Origin of the sequence: Mesorhizobium sp. M0052, assembly GCF_040323255.1 — a bacterium.
Taxonomy (GTDB): Bacteria; Pseudomonadota; Alphaproteobacteria; order Rhizobiales; family Rhizobiaceae; genus Mesorhizobium.
The window spans coordinates 115,003-130,162 of record NZ_JAMYUS010000017.1 but is presented as its reverse complement, the minus strand read 5'-3'; the positions used below and the strand labels follow the sequence as shown (position 1 = coordinate 130,162).

Annotated in this window: 11 protein-coding genes; 4 read left to right on the top strand and 7 right to left on the bottom strand. The window is 64.0% G+C overall.

Annotated elements, in window-relative coordinates; translation table 11 throughout:
- The first annotated feature begins 177 nt into the window (after positions 1–177).
- The 3 genes from zwf (at position 178) to edd (ending at position 4,233) form a co-directional block, all read left to right on the top strand.
- Positions 178–1,647, top strand: a complete 1,470-nt coding sequence (gene zwf / locus NKJ77_RS22590) for a glucose-6-phosphate dehydrogenase (protein ID WP_023681884.1) — start codon at positions 178–180, stop codon at positions 1,645–1,647.
- Positions 1,629–2,345, top strand: coding sequence for a 6-phosphogluconolactonase (pgl, locus tag NKJ77_RS22585; RefSeq protein WP_023669306.1), 717 nt, complete (start codon positions 1,629–1,631; stop codon positions 2,343–2,345). The genes zwf and pgl overlap by 19 nt, the downstream gene beginning before the upstream one ends.
- Before the next feature lie 64 nt (positions 2,346–2,409).
- Positions 2,410–4,233, top strand: coding sequence for a phosphogluconate dehydratase (gene edd, locus NKJ77_RS22580; RefSeq protein ID WP_352535787.1), 1,824 nt, complete (start codon positions 2,410–2,412; stop codon positions 4,231–4,233).
- A 67-nt stretch (positions 4,234–4,300) separates the two neighbouring features.
- Here the strand turns inward: edd and NKJ77_RS22575 are convergent, their stop codons facing one another.
- The 4 genes from NKJ77_RS22575 to NKJ77_RS22560 all read right to left on the bottom strand — a co-directional run bounded on the left by NKJ77_RS22575 (position 4,301) and on the right by NKJ77_RS22560 (position 10,671).
- Entirely contained in the window at positions 4,301–5,959 is a 1,659-nt protein-coding gene (locus NKJ77_RS22575; protein WP_352535786.1) for a vWA domain-containing protein, read from the bottom strand.
- A 149-nt stretch (positions 5,960–6,108) separates the two neighbouring features.
- The gene (locus tag NKJ77_RS22570; RefSeq protein WP_032888631.1) at positions 6,109–7,107 is read right to left on the bottom strand and encodes a GlxA family transcriptional regulator; all 999 of its coding nucleotides are present in this window, start codon (positions 7,105–7,107) and stop codon (positions 6,109–6,111) included.
- 17 nt (positions 7,108–7,124) lie between these two features.
- Complete coding sequence (gene folD, locus NKJ77_RS22565) at positions 7,125–8,024, bottom strand: bifunctional methylenetetrahydrofolate dehydrogenase/methenyltetrahydrofolate cyclohydrolase FolD (RefSeq protein WP_352535785.1); 900 nt, start codon at positions 8,022–8,024, stop codon at positions 7,125–7,127.
- A 355-nt stretch (positions 8,025–8,379) separates the two neighbouring features.
- Complete coding sequence (locus NKJ77_RS22560) at positions 8,380–10,671, bottom strand: GumC family protein (RefSeq protein WP_352535784.1); 2,292 nt, start codon at positions 10,669–10,671, stop codon at positions 8,380–8,382.
- A 198-nt stretch (positions 10,672–10,869) separates the two neighbouring features.
- Here NKJ77_RS22560 and NKJ77_RS22555 point away from each other — a divergent pair, with 198 nt between their 5' ends.
- Positions 10,870–12,165, top strand: coding sequence for a lipopolysaccharide biosynthesis protein (locus tag NKJ77_RS22555; protein ID WP_352535783.1), 1,296 nt, complete (start codon positions 10,870–10,872; stop codon positions 12,163–12,165).
- On the opposite strand, the gene NKJ77_RS22550 is transcribed toward NKJ77_RS22555, so the two are convergent.
- From NKJ77_RS22550 to NKJ77_RS22540, 3 genes are read right to left on the bottom strand one after another with little or no spacing between them, the layout of a single operon-like run.
- On the bottom strand, positions 12,162–13,085 hold the full coding sequence (locus NKJ77_RS22550) for a DUF6492 family protein (protein WP_352535782.1): 924 nt from the start codon (positions 13,083–13,085) through the stop codon (positions 12,162–12,164). The two genes, NKJ77_RS22555 and NKJ77_RS22550, sit on opposite strands and share 4 nt — an antisense overlap.
- A complete protein-coding gene (locus NKJ77_RS22545) occupies positions 13,082–13,876 on the bottom strand; it encodes a WecB/TagA/CpsF family glycosyltransferase (RefSeq protein WP_352535781.1) in 795 nt (264 codons plus the stop codon). The genes NKJ77_RS22550 and NKJ77_RS22545 overlap by 4 nt, the downstream gene beginning before the upstream one ends.
- The gene (locus NKJ77_RS22540) at positions 13,873–15,045 is read right to left on the bottom strand and encodes a glycosyltransferase (RefSeq protein ID WP_352535780.1); all 1,173 of its coding nucleotides are present in this window, start codon (positions 15,043–15,045) and stop codon (positions 13,873–13,875) included. Before NKJ77_RS22540 ends, NKJ77_RS22545 begins: the two co-directional genes overlap by 4 nt.
- Positions 15,046–15,160 lie beyond the last annotated feature (115 nt).

Here is a 15,160-nt window from a genome sequence, read left to right as displayed (position 1 = left end):
GCCCCGGGACCATCGCTTGACGAAAAGCCTCCGGGTGGCAGCCAGTGTCAAGGCACATTTGGAGCGAATCAATATGCAGTGATTTGGCCTCGATGTGACACCATGGCACTGGATAGTTTAAATCGATTAGATTATATCCTGCCGCGTCACAGCGAGCGGCGTCAAAGCGGACAGACCATGACCAGCCAGATCATTCCCGTCGATCCTTTCGACTTCATCATTTTCGGCGGCACCGGCGACCTGTCGGAACGCAAGCTGCTTCCCTCGCTCTACCACCGCCAGCGCGACCACCAGTTTTCCGAGCCGACCCGCATCATCGGCACCTCGCGCTCGAAAATGAGCGACGAGGAATTCCAGGCTTTCGCCAAGCAGGCGATCTCCCAGCATGTGAAGCCGGCCGACATCGACGCCGAGGAACTCAAGACATTCCTTGCCCGGCTGTCCTACGTGTCGGCCGACGCGACGACGGGTGCCGGCTTCGACAAGCTGAAAAAGGCGATCGGCGAAAGCGACCGCATTCGCGCTTTCTATCTGGCGGTTGCGCCGGCGCTGTTCGGCGACATCTCGCACCAGCTGAAAGCCCACAATCTCATCACGCCGAATTCGCGCATCGTGCTGGAGAAGCCGATCGGCCGCGACCTCGATTCGGCGCGCAAGCTCAACGACGTGGTTGGAGACGACTTCCACGAAAGCCAGATCTTCCGCATCGACCACTATCTCGGAAAGGAGACGGTGCAGAACCTGATGGCGCTGCGCTTTGCCAACGCGCTCTATGAGCCGCTTTGGAATTCTGCCCATATCGACCATGTGCAGATCACGGTGGCCGAGACCGTCGGTCTTGAAGACCGCGTCACCTACTACGACAAGGCCGGCGCGCTGCGCGACATGGTGCAGAACCACATGCTGCAGTTGCTCTGCCTGGTTGCCATGGAGGCGCCATCGTCGATGGATGCCGATGCCGTGCGCGACGAGAAGCTGAAGGTGCTGCGGGCGCTGAAGCGCATCAACGGCAATGAGGCACCCAAGCACACCGTGCGCGGCCAATACCGCGCCGGCGCCTCTGCAGGCGGCGCGGTGAAAGGCTATGTCGAGGAACTTGGCAAAGACAGCTCCACGGAGACTTTCGTCGCCATCAAGGCTGAGATCGGCAATTGGCGCTGGGCCGGCGTGCCATTCTATCTCAGGACCGGAAAAAGGCTGGCGACCCGCGTTTCGGAAATCGTCATCGAGTTCAAGCCGATCCCGCATTCGATCTTCGGCGACAGCGCCGGGCCGATCTCAGCCAACCAACTGGTGATCCGGCTGCAGCCCGACGAAGGCGTCAAGCAGTTCATCATGATCAAGGATCCAGGCCCGGGCGGCATGCGGCTGCGCCAGATCCCGCTCGACATGAGCTTTGCAACATCTTTCGACGGCCGCGCGCCGGACGCCTATGAACGGCTGATCATGGATGTTATCCGCGGCAACCAGACGCTGTTCATGCGCCGCGACGAAGTCGAGGCGGCATGGAAGTGGATCGACCCGATCCAGAACGCCTGGGAAAGCGCCAGGCAGGAGGCGCAAGGCTATACGGCCGGCACATGGGGTCCCTCGGCCTCGATTGCGCTGATCGAACGCGACGGGCGGACATGGCACGAAAGCAATTGAGCGAGCCCGTCTATAACTGGAACGGCTTTGCCGGGCGCCAGGATCTGGCGGCAGCCCTTGCCGGCAATGTCGCGGCGCGCCTGACCAAGGCCATCGACGAGCGCGGCACGGCCCTGCTTGCCGTTTCCGGCGGCACCACGCCGGCAAAGTTCTTTGCAGCACTTTCGGCCATTCCGATCGCCTGGAACAAGGTGACGGTGACGCTGGTCGACGAACGGTTCGTGCCGGCCTCCTCGCCGCGCTCGAATGCGGGGCTGGTCGCGGCCAACCTGCTGCAGAACAAGGCGGCTGCCGCGCACTTCGTGCCGCTCTACCATGAGGCGGCAAGCATCGAGACCGCCGCGGCGGCCGACGATGCGGCGCTGAAGGCTCTGCCCTGGCCCCTCGATGTCGTCGTGCTCGGCATGGGCGGCGACGGCCACACCGCCTCGTTCTTTCCCGACGCCGAGAATCTCGGCGATTTGCTCGACCCGGCCTCATCAAGGATCGTGCTGCCGGTTCACGCGGCAAGCGCCGGCGAACCCCGGTTGACGCTGCCGCTGGCGCGGATCGTCGACGCCGGCTTCATCGCGCTGCATATAGAAGGCGAGGACAAGCGCACCGCCTTCGACGGTGCGATGGGACCGGGTGCGAAAAAGCCCATCCGCAAAGTGCTCGAAGCGGCACCCACCCCGGTAGAGGTGTTCTGGGCACCCTGATTTCACGCAAAGTAGTCCCGGCAGACGGTGGAGGACGTTCTTCCGGGGCTCGAAAGGACCGACCATGACAGCCAGACGCGACATCGAAGCCATCACGGAACGCATCCGCCAACGCTCGAAAGCCGGCCGCGAGCGCTATCTCGGCCGCATCGCCGAGGCGTCCAGCCGCACCGCCAACCGGGGCGTCCTGTCTTGCGGCAACCTCGCGCATGGCTTTGCCGTCTGCAGCCCGTCTGAAAAGCTGGCGCTCGGCGCCGACAAGGTGCCGAACCTCGGCATCATAACCTCCTACAATGACATGCTGTCGGCGCATCAGCCCTTCGAAACCTTCCCGGCGCTGATCAAGGAAGCCGCGAAGGAAGTTGGCGGCATCGCGCAAGTGGCCGGCGGCGTGCCCGCCATGTGCGACGGCGTGACCCAGGGACAGCCCGGCATGGAGCTGTCGCTGTTTTCGCGCGACGTCATCGCCATGTCGGCGGCGATCGGCCTGTCGCACAACATGTTCGACGCCGCCGTCTATCTCGGCGTCTGCGACAAGATCGTGCCGGGGCTGGTGATTGCAGCCCTCACCTTTGGCCATCTGCCGGCGGTGTTCGTGCCGGCAGGGCCGATGACGACGGGCCTCCCCAATGACGAGAAGGCCAAGGTCCGCCAGCTCTATGCCGAGGGCAAGGCCGGACGCGCAGAACTGCTCGAAGCGGAGTCCAAATCCTATCACGGGCCGGGCACCTGCACGTTCTATGGCACCGCCAATTCCAACCAGATGCTGATGGAGATCATGGGCCTGCATACGCCCGGCGCGTCCTTCGTCAATCCAGGCACGCCGCTGCGCGACGCGCTGACGCGCGAGGCGACCAGGCGAGCCCTGGCGATCACCGCGCTCGGCAACGCCTACACGCCGGTCGGCCGCATGATCGACGAGCGCTCTTTCGTCAATGGCGTCGTCGGCCTGCACGCCACCGGCGGCTCTACCAACCACACCATCCATCTCATCGCCATGGCCGCGGCGGCCGGCATCACGCTTACCTGGCAGGACATTTCCGACCTGTCGGAAGCGGTGCCGCTTCTCGCGCGCGTCTATCCGAACGGGCTTGCCGACGTGAACCATTTCCATGCCGCCGGCGGGCTCGGCTTCCTGATCCGCGAATTGCTCGACGAAGGCATCCTGCATGAGGATGTGCAGACGGTATGGGGCGAAGGCCTGAGGCCCTATGCGGTCGAGGCCCGGCTCGGCGAAGATGGCGGCGTCGTGCGTGAAGCCTCGCCGCTGGAAAGCGGCGACGAGAAGGTGCTGGCGCCGTTCAAGAAGGCCTTCCAGCCGACCGGCGGCCTGAAAGTGCTCGCCGGCAATCTCGGCCACGCCGTCATCAAGACGTCCGCCGTGAAGCCGGAACGCCGCGTCATCGAGGCGCCGGCCAAGGTGTTCGACAGCCAGCAGGGACTGAACGAAGCCTTCAAGGCCGGCACGCTGACCGGCGACTTCATCGCCGTCATCCGCTTCCAGGGCCCGAAGGCAAACGGCATGCCGGAACTGCACAAGCTGACCACCGTGCTCGGCATCCTGCAGGATCGTGGCCAGCGCGTCGCGCTGGTCACGGACGGGCGCATGTCTGGCGCTTCCGGCAAGGTGCCGGCGGCGATCCATGTAACGCCGGAAGCGGTCGAGGAAGGGCCGATCGCCAGGATCCATGACGGCGACATCATCCGGCTCGACGCCGATGCCGGCACGCTGGAAGTGCTGGTGCCGGGGCCTGAGCTCGCGCTGCGCCGCACGGCCGACATCGATCTCATCGGCAACGAGTTCGGTTTCGGCCGCGAGCTGTTCGCTGGTTTCCGCCAGTTGGTCGGCCGCGCCGACCACGGCGCCAGTGCTTTCGGCACGGCCTGACCAGATTGCCTTATCCATGAAAAAGGGCGACTCGTGGCCGCCCTTTTTTGCGTTCGTCCATACGATCCTATTGCACCGTGAGCTCGGCTCGCTCGCCGGCCTTGACCGTTACGGTGCCTTCCTTCGAGCTGTTGTCCGACTTCTCCGAAACGACCACATAATCGCCGGTCGCTATCGCCGCCTGATACTTCTGGTCGTAAGCGTAGCCAAGCGACTTGCGATTGCCGTTGATGTCTTTCTTAGCCTCGAAAATCTCGATCTTTGAAGCGCCGGGCGCGGTGATTGCCAGCACGCCGGCGTTCATGGCGACCTTCACATCCTGGAATTCGCCGACCTTGACGGTGAACGGCCGCTCGACGACCGCGAGGTCGACCGTCGCAATCAACACATAGTCATCGGCCGGCAGATCGAACTTGCTGTCAGGGCCATAGGAGTAGGTCACCTCTTCCCTGGTCCCGTCGATCTTCTTTTTCGCCTTGAAGACCTTGAAGCCGATGCCTGAACCATCGGCCTTGTCGCCGCCGGCGACATAGTAGGCGTTGGCCACGACATGCCCGACGCCGACGATGATGTCCTTTTCGACCGTCTTGCCGGCAGCGAGCGGAATCGTCTCGGTAGCCACGCCCTGGCCGATGGTGACAGTCACTTTCTCGTCGCCGGCCGGCAACACCACCTTGGTGGTGCCATAGTAGGTCGCGGGGTTATCGGCGCCCGGATAGTCGATCACGACAGCCGCGCCATCGACAACATCCGCCCCCACGCTTGGTCGCGGATGAATGATGAGCGTGCCGGCATTCAGGGTGAAGAGCGGCTTGTAGATCTGGCTTGCCTCGACCTTGAGCTTTTGTTCGGTCTTGGCCTCCCCGTCGCGCGCGACGATGATGTAGTCGCCCGGCTCCAGATTGCCCTTGTAGGCGCCGTATTCGGTGGTGACGTTGTAGCCACGCGTGCCATCAGGCTTGGCCTTGTAGACCTCCCAGGCATTGCCGTCGGTGATCGGATCGCCGCCTTCCGCCATGACCACGGTCGGGATGAAATTGAATTCGGGCTTTGCCGGTTCAGGGGCAGGCGCCGGAGCGGGTTCGGGTGCCGGCGCCGGAGCCGGCGCGGCGACGGTTTCGACCAGTGCTTCCTGCAGCGCCTTCTCGTCCGAGGCCTGGATATATTTGCCGCCGGTGTTGTCGGCAAGGCAGGCGATCTGCTTGCCCTCGTCAGCGGTCAGGCCGAAGCCGACGACGTCGACGGTGAAATCGACGCCTGAGGCCTCCAGTTCCTTGCCCAGCGCGCACGGGTCACCTTCGCAGGTTTCAAGCCCATCGGTGATGAGAACCACGGTCGCCTTGTCCTCGGTGTATTTCAGAGCTTCGGCCGCCTGCTTGACGGCTGCGGTCAGCGGCGTCTTGCCGAGGAATTTCAGGCTGTCGGCAGCGGCCGAAATGGCGCTAGCCGAGCCGGCTTGCGGCGGCACGATCAGCTCGATGTCGTCGCAGCTGCCCTTTTCGCGGTGGCCATAGGCCATTAAGCCGATCTCGTCGTCGCCCGGGACCGACTGCAGTACGGTCCTCAGCGATTCGCGCGCGATCTCGAGCTTCGGCTTGCCGTCGATCTGGGCCCACATCGAGCCCGAAGCGTCAAGAATGATGATGACCTTGTTGGCGGCAAAGCCGAGCGAAGTCATCGACAAAAGGAGCAGCGCCGCAGCGACGCTCCGCAAAAGTCCCGCCATGGAAATCTCCTTGAGACCGCCCTCTGATCCGCGCCGGAAGCTATTTGACGGCGCGTCCGGGCACAAGCCCCGGAGCGGGTCACGAACGGTTGCCGTGTAACAGGATCGGCGCCGGCCGAGGCCTGTTCCGAGGCCGGCTCAGCACCGCGTCAGTACGTGGTGCGCCGCTCTTCGGAAGGCGGACGGCCGAACTGCAGCCGATAGCTCTGCGCGAAATAGGAGTGCGAGGTAAAGCCGGTGGCAATGGCCACGTCGAGGATCGGCATGTTGGTCTGGCGCAGCAGTTCGCGCGCCCGCTCAAGCCTGAGCCGCATGTAGTAACGACCGGGCGTGACGCTCAAATGGCGCAGGAACAAGCGCTCGACCTGGCGCACCGACAGGCCCGCCGATTTGGCAAGCTGCACGGCTGATAGCGGCTCGTCGAGATGGTCGGCCATCAGTTCGACGATGCGCCTTAGCTTCTCCGACTTGCCGGTCAGGTCGCGCTCCGGCCCGACGCGCTGGCGGTCGCCGGCGGAGCGGATGCGCTCATGCTGGAACTGGTTGGCAACGCCGTTGGCGAGGTTCGAGCCGAAGTCGCCACGCACGATCTCCAGCATCAGGTCGATCGAGGTGGTGCCGCCGGCGCAGGTGTAGCGCTTGCGGTCGATCTCGAAGACGTTGCCGGTGCAATTGATGTCGGGAAAGCGCTCGACGAAGCCGGCGCGGTTTTCCCAATGGATGGTGCAGCGATAACCTTCGAGCTGACCGGCTTCGGCCAGGAGGTAAGAGCCGACCGACAGCGCGCCGAGCGCATTGCCGCGCCGGCCCCAGCTGCGCAGCGCCGCCAGCACCTTGCTCTTGCCGGGGAACTCGACCGACAGGCCCACCGACACGAACAGGATATCGACGGGCGGCAAATCGGCGACGGCATAGTCGATCTTGAGCGGCAGGCCGTTGGAGGCCATGACGGGATCGCCGTCGGCCGAGACCGTCGTCCAGCCATAGAAATCGCGGCCGAGCAGGCGGTTGGCCGAGCGGAAGGTATCGATCGCCGCTGCCAGCGAAAACATCGAAAACTTGTCGACCAGCAGGAACGCGAATTGCCGGCCCCCTTGAACGGGATCATCCACGACCGGCCGTTCAGAGGGTATAGTAAGGTTCGGCAAAGAAGCTGCTTTCTGGGTCAGAAGGAAGGCCGCTTCAAGCCGGCCGCAAGGTAGGCTGAGGCTAACGTATTGGCCATCAGCATGGCAATGGTCATCGGTCCGACACCGCCGGGCACGGGGGTAATGGCGCCGGCGGCCTTGGCCGCTTCGGCATAGGCTACATCGCCGACGAGGCGGGTTTTGCCTTCGCCCTTCTCGGGTGCGGCAATGCGGTTGATCCCGACATCGATCACGGTGGCGCCGGGCTTGACCCAGTCGCCCTTGATCATTTCGGGCCGGCCGACGGCGGCAACCAGAATGTCGGCTGTGCGGGCCAGTGCCGGCAGATCCTTGGTGCGGCTGTGGGCGATGGTTACGGTGCAGTTGGCGGCAAGCAACAGATTTGCCATCGGCTTGCCGACGATGTTGGAGCGGCCGACGACGACCGCGTTGAGGCCGGAAAGATCCTTGCCGCGCACGCGTTCGATCAAAAGCATGGAGCCGGCCGGCGTGCAGGGCACGAAGGCTGTTTCGAGTTCGCCGGTGCCGAGCTTGCCGACATTGATGAAATGAAAGCCGTCGACATCCTTTTGCGGTGCGATGGCCTGGATGATCTTGCCGGCATCGATATGGGCGGGAAGCGGCAGCTGCACCAGAATGCCGTTGATGGCCGGATCGGCGTTGAGTTCGCCGATGATCTTCAGCAGTGCCGCTTCGGACGTGTCGGCCGGCAGTGTGTGCTGCAGCGAATGAAAGCCGCATTCCTTGGCGGTGCGCGACTTCGACGCGACATAGACCTGGCTTGCCGGATCCTCGCCGACGATGACCACCGCCAAGCCGGGCTGGGCCTTTCCCTTGGCGACCAGGTCGTCGGTCAAGGCCTTGACCTTCTGAACCACGTCTGCGGCGACGATCTTTCCGTCAATCACTTCGGCCATGAACCATCCTCGACATCATTCCAGCCAAGGCGCGGCGCCCGCCTTGAACGTTGCTTCGTGCATGTCGTTGTTCCAAACGTTCCGCCCATTCGGGTAAAGCCCGACGGCAGCGCTTTTTGGGCGCCATGCTGCGCGGCATTGTCACGAAATTTGGCCTAAGCAATCCCGTCAAAGCGCCGTCACATGCCGTAAACTCGAAACCGGCAGCTTTTATTCTGTGCTGACGGGCTCAGAGCGACTCATCCTTTCACGGAAAGGCTGAACCGGTCTATTTCTTGTTTTGACGCAATTCCCAAGGGAAAGCGCGCTACGCGCTTTTCCCGGGAAAACCGTTTCACATTTTTCCTGGAATTGCTCAGAAATAGCGGCGGTGCGAACGGCTTTCGGTGAGTTCGCGCACCGCTTCGCGAAATTCGCGCAGGCTGGCGCGGATATCGTCGATTTGCGCCTGCTGGTCTTCCTGCGCCGCCCCAGCGGGCTGCGGAGAAGACCACGGCCCGGACGCCGCGGGCATCGGCTGAGCCTGCGAATAGGCATAGCCAGCCGGCTGACGAGGCTGCGCGTAGCCAGGCTGCTGCGCAGGGGGATTGGCGTGCGGAACCTCGTTCCGGAAGTCCGGCTGGCGATAGCCCACAGGCTCCTGCACCGGCCTTATATCTTCGGCGGCTGGTTGGGCGCGGTAGGTCTCGACGGGCCGATCGCCTGACGTCCCGCTACCCGGCGTGGCTTTGCGCATCGCCGAGAACAGTCCGCCGAACAGACCCGGGCTGCGGGCGGGAGCGGTCTCGACCGGCAACACCGGAGGTGCTGCTGGCGGCGGCGGCGCAGGCAGCGGCGCGCGATAGATCTTGTCCTCGACCGGAGGGCGGCGTTCGTCCATTCTGCCGCGCGAACGCGAATTGGCAGCGCCGCGCAGGCTGGCAAAGGCGCCGCGCATGGCGCCGAGACCGATGCCCGAAGCAAGTCCGAGCAGCAGGCCAGCCAGCGCTATTACAGCCCGCGACGGTCCGTTGGGCTCGAGCGGCGGCTGCGCGGGGGTCATCAGATTGATGTTGGTGGTGTTGATGTTTTGCTGTTCGCCGGTCTCCTTGGCGCGCAGAAGGTACTGTTCGTAGACGGAGCGTTTGGCCGTGGCATCACGCTCCAGTTCGCGCAGGCTGACCAGATCGCTGTTGACGTCGCCGCTCTGGACCTTTGCCTGAGCCAGGCGGGAAGCGAGATCCTGCTCAAGCTGGACCGAGCGCTTCAAATCGACCTGCAGCGACGAGGCGATGCGGCGCAGTTCGCCTGCGATGCGCTCGCGCGAGCCGTCGAGCTGGGCACTGAGCGCCTGGTATTCGGGATGACGCGGTCCCAGACGCACGGCGGCGCGGTCGGCCTCCTGCTTCAAAGCTGCATATTGCGCGCGCAGTTCGCTCATCGTGTTGGAATTGATTTCTTCCGGCAACGTGCCGTTGATGACCGAATTAACGTCCAGCGAACGCGCCGACGCGGCCCGGGCATTGAGTTCCAGCGTACGGGCCCGGGTGACTGAGAACTGCTCGTTGAGCTTCAGCATCTGGTCGTCGCTGATCAGATGGCCCTGCGCGTCGACGAGATCATGCGTGGCCCTGAAATCCTCGACCTTGCGCTCCGCTGTCTCGACATCCTTGCGCAGGTCATCGAGCTTGGCCGTCAGCTGGTCCGTCGCGCGCCCGGCCATCCCGAACTGGTATTGGGCCGCCTCCTGCTGGAAAACGTCCCTGGTCGTATTGGCTATCTTCGCCGATTTGTCGGCGCTTTGAGTGGTGGCGCTGATGGAAACGACAAAGCTCTTGCCGCTGCGCTCAACCGACAGGCTCTTGGCCAGATTGCCGACCGCCAGCGCCTGGCGGCGCACTTCACCGCCGCCGCCAGGGCCATCCTGGCGCGACAGTATCGAGCGAATGAGCGACAGGACGCCAAGGCCGCCAGAGCCCTGTCCGTTGAACTCCGGATCGTCGACGAGATTGAGATCGGCCACGACCTTGTCAAGGACCTTGCCGGATGTCACCATCTTGATGCGGGTTTCGACAACAGCCAGCGCCGCATCGGGCTGCCCGACCGGTTGGGTGAGATCGTTGTCGGAAAGCTTCAGGTCGCCTGGCTCGATGACCATCTGTGTGGTGGCTTCGTATTTCTTCGGTGTCGAAACGGCGACGGCGACGCCGAGCACCGTCCCCAATATCGTCGTCGAGACGATCAGCAACTTGGAACGACTAATGCCGCGGACGACCTGGAGCGGATCGATCAGCGGTTTCCATTCCTGCCCGTCATCGTCGTCGCGGTCCGGTCGCTGCTCGTGGAAAGAGCGGGGCTCATAGGCGGCGTGCTGCTGACGCCGGCCGGAAACAGGCTCCTCACGCGCGCTGGCGGCCGAAACGGGTTCGCCGTCGGCCTGGAACTGCGGCGGCTCGGGCGGTGACGTTGGCGCCGGATTCGACCGCGCCTCGCGTTGCGAGCGGGCTATGCGGTGACGCGTGGCGGCATCCTCGCGCCATGACGGATCCACCCGGTCACCGATCGAGACCGCCGACGCATCCGCCGCCTCATCGCCGCGCACGGCTTTGCCGAGCGCCAGGAGGGAGCGCTCGCGCCTCCAGTCTTCACGGTTTTCCCTGTCGACCATTGTCTCGAAACTTTACCTTCGACGGCGCGGGAGCGGCGGTCGGCCAATCGTTAAGTCACGCTAAACAGGCATGGGAAACAAAAGGTTAATTTCCGAAGTCTGCAAGTGAAAGTTTCTCGCTTCGCCACGCATTGCCGGGATCTGTAAAATGGCGTCAGAACCGCACGTTAAGCTTTCCGGCTTACGGCTTTCCTCGATATGACGCAGGCCAGCGACATACCGCAAAGGCGGACACTCGCCCGCATCGGCACCTTCCTTGCCGAAAGACGGGGGCTGGTTCGCGACTATCTTTCAGCCATCAGCGGCGCCGGCGGGCGGCTGGTGTTCTCGCTTGCCTATTTCATCGCACTTGCCAACACGCTGTCGATTGCCGAGTTCGGCATGTTCGCCACCGCCTCGGCGGCCGGCGTCATGCTGTCGCGCATCCTCGCCTTCGGCTTCATCTCGGCGCTTTACCGCACAGCCACCATCCGCCCCAATCTGATCGGCACCTTCACCGCCGGCTTCCTTTTGCTTGGCGCCGTGTCCTTACCACTGCTGGCGGCGGCCTCCTGGGGCGTCTACCTGATCTTCTTCGCCAGCACCGTGCCTCTGGCCGTCTTTGCCGCAATCGTCTTTGCCGAAGCGCTTTTGTGGCGGCCGGTCGAGGTGGTGCTGATCGTCAACAACGGGCTCGGCAAATTCGGCCGCGCCGCGGTGCTGTCGATCGTGACCACGGCGTTCCGTGCGCTGGGCGCCGTGCTGTTCATGCTGTCGGGGCAGCACAGCGTCTGGATCTGGTCATTGTTCTACATCGGCGCCAACGCCGCCTCGCTGCTGCTGGCCTTCGGCTTCTATTATCCACGCCAGCGGCTGAGGCTGCGCACCGAGCTCTATCTCAGGCGGCTTGCCGATTCGATCTATGTTGCCGGCGCCGAAGTGCTGTTCTACCTGCAGTCGGAATTCGACAAGCTGCTTGTCCTGGCGATCGGCGGGCCGCATCTGGCCGGCATCTATGCCATCATCATGCGGCTGGTCGACCTGACGGCAATACCGATCCGCACCTTCTCGATGATGCTGGTGCAGAAGATGATGCGGTCGCCGGAGCTGTTGTCGCGACTGCGGGTCAAGAGCGGTATCGAAGCCGGCGTGTTCCTGGTGTCGACATTGGCGCTGGCCGCACTCGGCATCGTGCTGCATTTCTTCCCCAATGCACTTGGCCGGAATGTCGCCGAGGCGTCGCCCTTGGTGGCATTGGCAATCGGCGTGCCGGGACTGCGCAACCTGGTCGAATACCAGGCCGAGCTGCTGTTCGCGCGCGGCCAGACCGCGCTCAGGGCGCTCAACCTCGGCCTGCTGGCGGGGCTGAAGGCGGTGCTGTTGACCTATGTGCTGACCACGATTGCCGACACGCCCAGGCTTGTCGTATCGCTCAATGTCGTCTTCCTGCTGCTCTATCTCGCCTCGGCGCTGCTGACCTATTCGGCGCTGCGCAAGCCCGCCAAGGCAATCTAAGCCAATCCGATCAGGCGGCGGATGCGGCCGATATCGGTGCCGATGAAGGATTGCATGCCGATCGCCACCTGCCCCGGTGCCATAGCGGCGACGAAGCTGCGGAATTCGTCATCCGACAGCGCCTCCCCGGTCCAGTGCACGCGGCAGAATTCCTCCGAGCCGCGGAAATGGCCAGCGCCCTTCAGCACATCGTCGACATAGCGGCCATAGATCATGCATTCGGAGAACCGGCGCACTGAAGCGATGACCTCGACCCAGCCGCGCGCGTGCACCTTCTCGATCTCGGCGCACATCGCCGTCACGGTCTGACGGCGCCAGGCGATCAGCGTCGAAATATAGTCGTGGTTCGAAACCTCGGATGCATCGATACCAATCGCCGAGGCCGCATTGCGCGACCAGATGCGATGCTCGTCGTGACCGTCGCTCGACAGCACGCCGTCGCGCCGGAACAGCCGCACCTTGCCGTCGCGCCAGAAGGCGCTCAGATCGAATGGCTTGAGGAAGGCGACGTCGGAATCACAGAAGACCAGCACGTCTTCTTCAGCATGCGCAGCGATGGCGATGCGGCGCAGCTGCTGCACATGCCAGCCGCGCAGCGGCTGGGTCTTGAGACTGAGCCAGATGCGACGGCGAAAGAGGCTCATCGGATCGTCGAACACACGCAACCAGCGCGGTAGCAGGTCGCGCTCGTCGACAACGCTGCGGCGGTCGTTTTCCAACTGGCGAAACAGCGCCACGTCGCGGTGCTCGACCAGAATGTAATGATGCGCCACGCCGGAGACATGGCGGTCGAGGGTCTCGCACAACAGGCGGCAGCGTTCGAAATCCGGCGCATAGCTGGCGGTCACCACCGCCGCCGTCGGCGTTTGCGGCAGGGCACCGGTCTCGGCTGCAGGGCTCGGCACGACGCGGCTGTTCACCGCAACTCTCCGGCGGGCTCGGGCCGACGCGAGAATTTCTGCCTGACGACACGCAGCAGGAACACCGGATTGCCGAGGACGTAGCGGCGCCACAGCCGGCCGGGCTCGATGCACAGACGGAACAACCATTCGAGCCTCAGCTGGCGCATCCACAGAGGAGCCCGCGGCACCGTGCCGGAGAGAAAATCGAGCAGCGCGCCGACGGCGATCGGCAGCGTGCAGTGGCGGGCATCGATATGACGGGCGATCCACAATTCCTGGCGCGGCACGCCCATGGCCACAAGCAGCACGTCGGGCCGCAATGCCTCGATGCGATCGACGATCGCCTGCTCTTCGGCGGGGGAGAAATAGCCGTCATGGATGACGACGAATTCGTGCTGCACCGCCAGCGCGGCCAGCCTGACCGACGCCGCCTCGGCGTTGGCGCGGGTGGCGCCAAGCAACCCGACGGTCAGCGGCCTCGCCGATGCCTGCAGAAAGGCCGGAATGAGATCAGTGCCGTTGAGATTGTCCGGGAACGGCGCGCCGTAGAGCAGCTTTGCCGCCAGATCGACGCCAACGCCGTCAGGCAGGATGAGGAAATCGTCGAGCGCCTCGGCAAAGACCGGATCGGTAGAGGCGATGTTGGCGTTGTGAGCGTTGAGAAAACTGACCTTGGTAAAGCGCCGCTCGGCGATCAGACGAGCGAGCAGCGCGATCGCGTCATCCCAGCCGATGGCAAGGACCGAAATGCCAAGGATCGTCTTCAGCGTATCGAGCCCGAAGGCGGCGCGGGCGGTGTGCATGTTCATGCAAACGCCTCCTCCCCCACCGGCCCAAGCTTTTCCAGGCCGAGCCTGATGGCGGCATCCAGTGCCTTGATCTGCCGGCGATGGAAGGCGCTGCCATCGACATCCCTGACATCGGCCGCAGCTGCCTCCAGCGCGCCGGCGAAGGCGGCCGGATCGTCGGTGATGAAACAATTTGCCGGGCGATGATCGATGCCGCGCAGCGAACGGCTGGTGGCGACCGACGGCAGGCCGAGTTCGAAGGTTTCGATGGTCTTGAGCTGAACGCCGCTGCCTGCGGTGCTGATCAGTGGAATGACGGCGGCGCCGCGCACGAAATCCTGGGCGTCGGGCACGCGGCCGACAAATTCGACACCGGGATGGGCAGAGGTGATATCCGACGGCATGTTGCCGGCGACCCTGACGCGAAAACTCCGGCGAAGATGCGGCACGACCTTTTCCAGGAACCAGTCGAGGCCGATGCGGTTCGGCTGCCAGGTCCAGGTGCCGATCAGCGCCGCGTCGCAATCGATACGGCGCGGCTTGACCGGCTTTGGCGCCGTGGCAGTGGTCACCAGCGGCAGCACCGCCGAGCGGTCGTCGCTGGCAACGCCGAGTGCGGCGCGGTCTTCCTCGGCCAGCGTGAAGACGAAGCGAGCCCGGCGGCAGAGCCGCTCCTCCATGGTCTTGAGCAGCCTGGCCTCGCGGGTAAACAGCAGGCGCTGGAAGCGACTGTTTGCTGCCGCCGCATTCTCTTTGGCCGAACCATGTTCGACATTGTGGGCGACGAAAATCGAGGGACGGTCGGCGAATAGTTTTTCGAAGGCGCCGGCAAACTGCACGGAATTCAGGACATAACCGTCGAAGGGACCGGCGCGCTCGATCGCGGCACGGACTTCGCTGTCGGAAACCGCGCGCAGCTTCACGGAAGCGAAGGTGAGCCCTGACAGCACCGCCTTGCCAAGCCAGGCGAGCTTCTGCCGCGCCGAGGCGCTTTCCGTGCGCACGTCGACGGCGCCGAGCACGATGGTGTTTTCGGGGTCGCTGGGCGCCTTGCCCGGCCAGATGAAGCCGATGACGGTGACGCGCACGCCGGCGCGCCGCAAGGCGGCGATGATCGCAGCATTGGCGATCTCATAGCCCGAAGCGAGAGCGCCGTCGGGCACGATCGATGTGGCGAACAGCAGATGCATCTCACCTATCCAGGCGTCAGCCACTAGCAAAGCTGGGTGAACCCTTGATTAAATCACGCAACGCAACGGCTGAAAGGCGCGGACCGGCAGGCGCCGCTGCGAAAGGTGATTAACG

Excerpts from the sequence above, each read along its gene's own strand:
- zwf (WP_023681884.1), top strand. The coding sequence starts at position 178 with ATGACCAGCCAGATCATTCCCGTCGATCCTTTCGACTTCATCATTTTC.
- pgl (WP_023669306.1), top strand. The coding sequence starts at position 1,629 with ATGGCACGAAAGCAATTGAGCGAGCCCGTCTATAACTGGAACGGCTTT.
- edd (WP_352535787.1), top strand. The coding sequence starts at position 2,410 with ATGACAGCCAGACGCGACATCGAAGCCATCACGGAACGCATCCGCCAA.
- NKJ77_RS22575 (WP_352535786.1), bottom strand. The coding sequence starts at position 5,959 with ATGGCGGGACTTTTGCGGAGCGTCGCTGCGGCGCTGCTCCTTTTGTCG.
- folD (WP_352535785.1), bottom strand. The coding sequence starts at position 8,024 with ATGGCCGAAGTGATTGACGGAAAGATCGTCGCCGCAGACGTGGTTCAG.
- NKJ77_RS22560 (WP_352535784.1), bottom strand. The coding sequence starts at position 10,671 with ATGGTCGACAGGGAAAACCGTGAAGACTGGAGGCGCGAGCGCTCCCTC.
- NKJ77_RS22555 (WP_352535783.1), top strand. The coding sequence starts at position 10,870 with ATGACGCAGGCCAGCGACATACCGCAAAGGCGGACACTCGCCCGCATC.
- NKJ77_RS22545 (WP_352535781.1), bottom strand. The coding sequence starts at position 13,876 with ATGAACATGCACACCGCCCGCGCCGCCTTCGGGCTCGATACGCTGAAG.
- NKJ77_RS22540 (WP_352535780.1), bottom strand. The coding sequence starts at position 15,045 with ATGCATCTGCTGTTCGCCACATCGATCGTGCCCGACGGCGCTCTCGCT.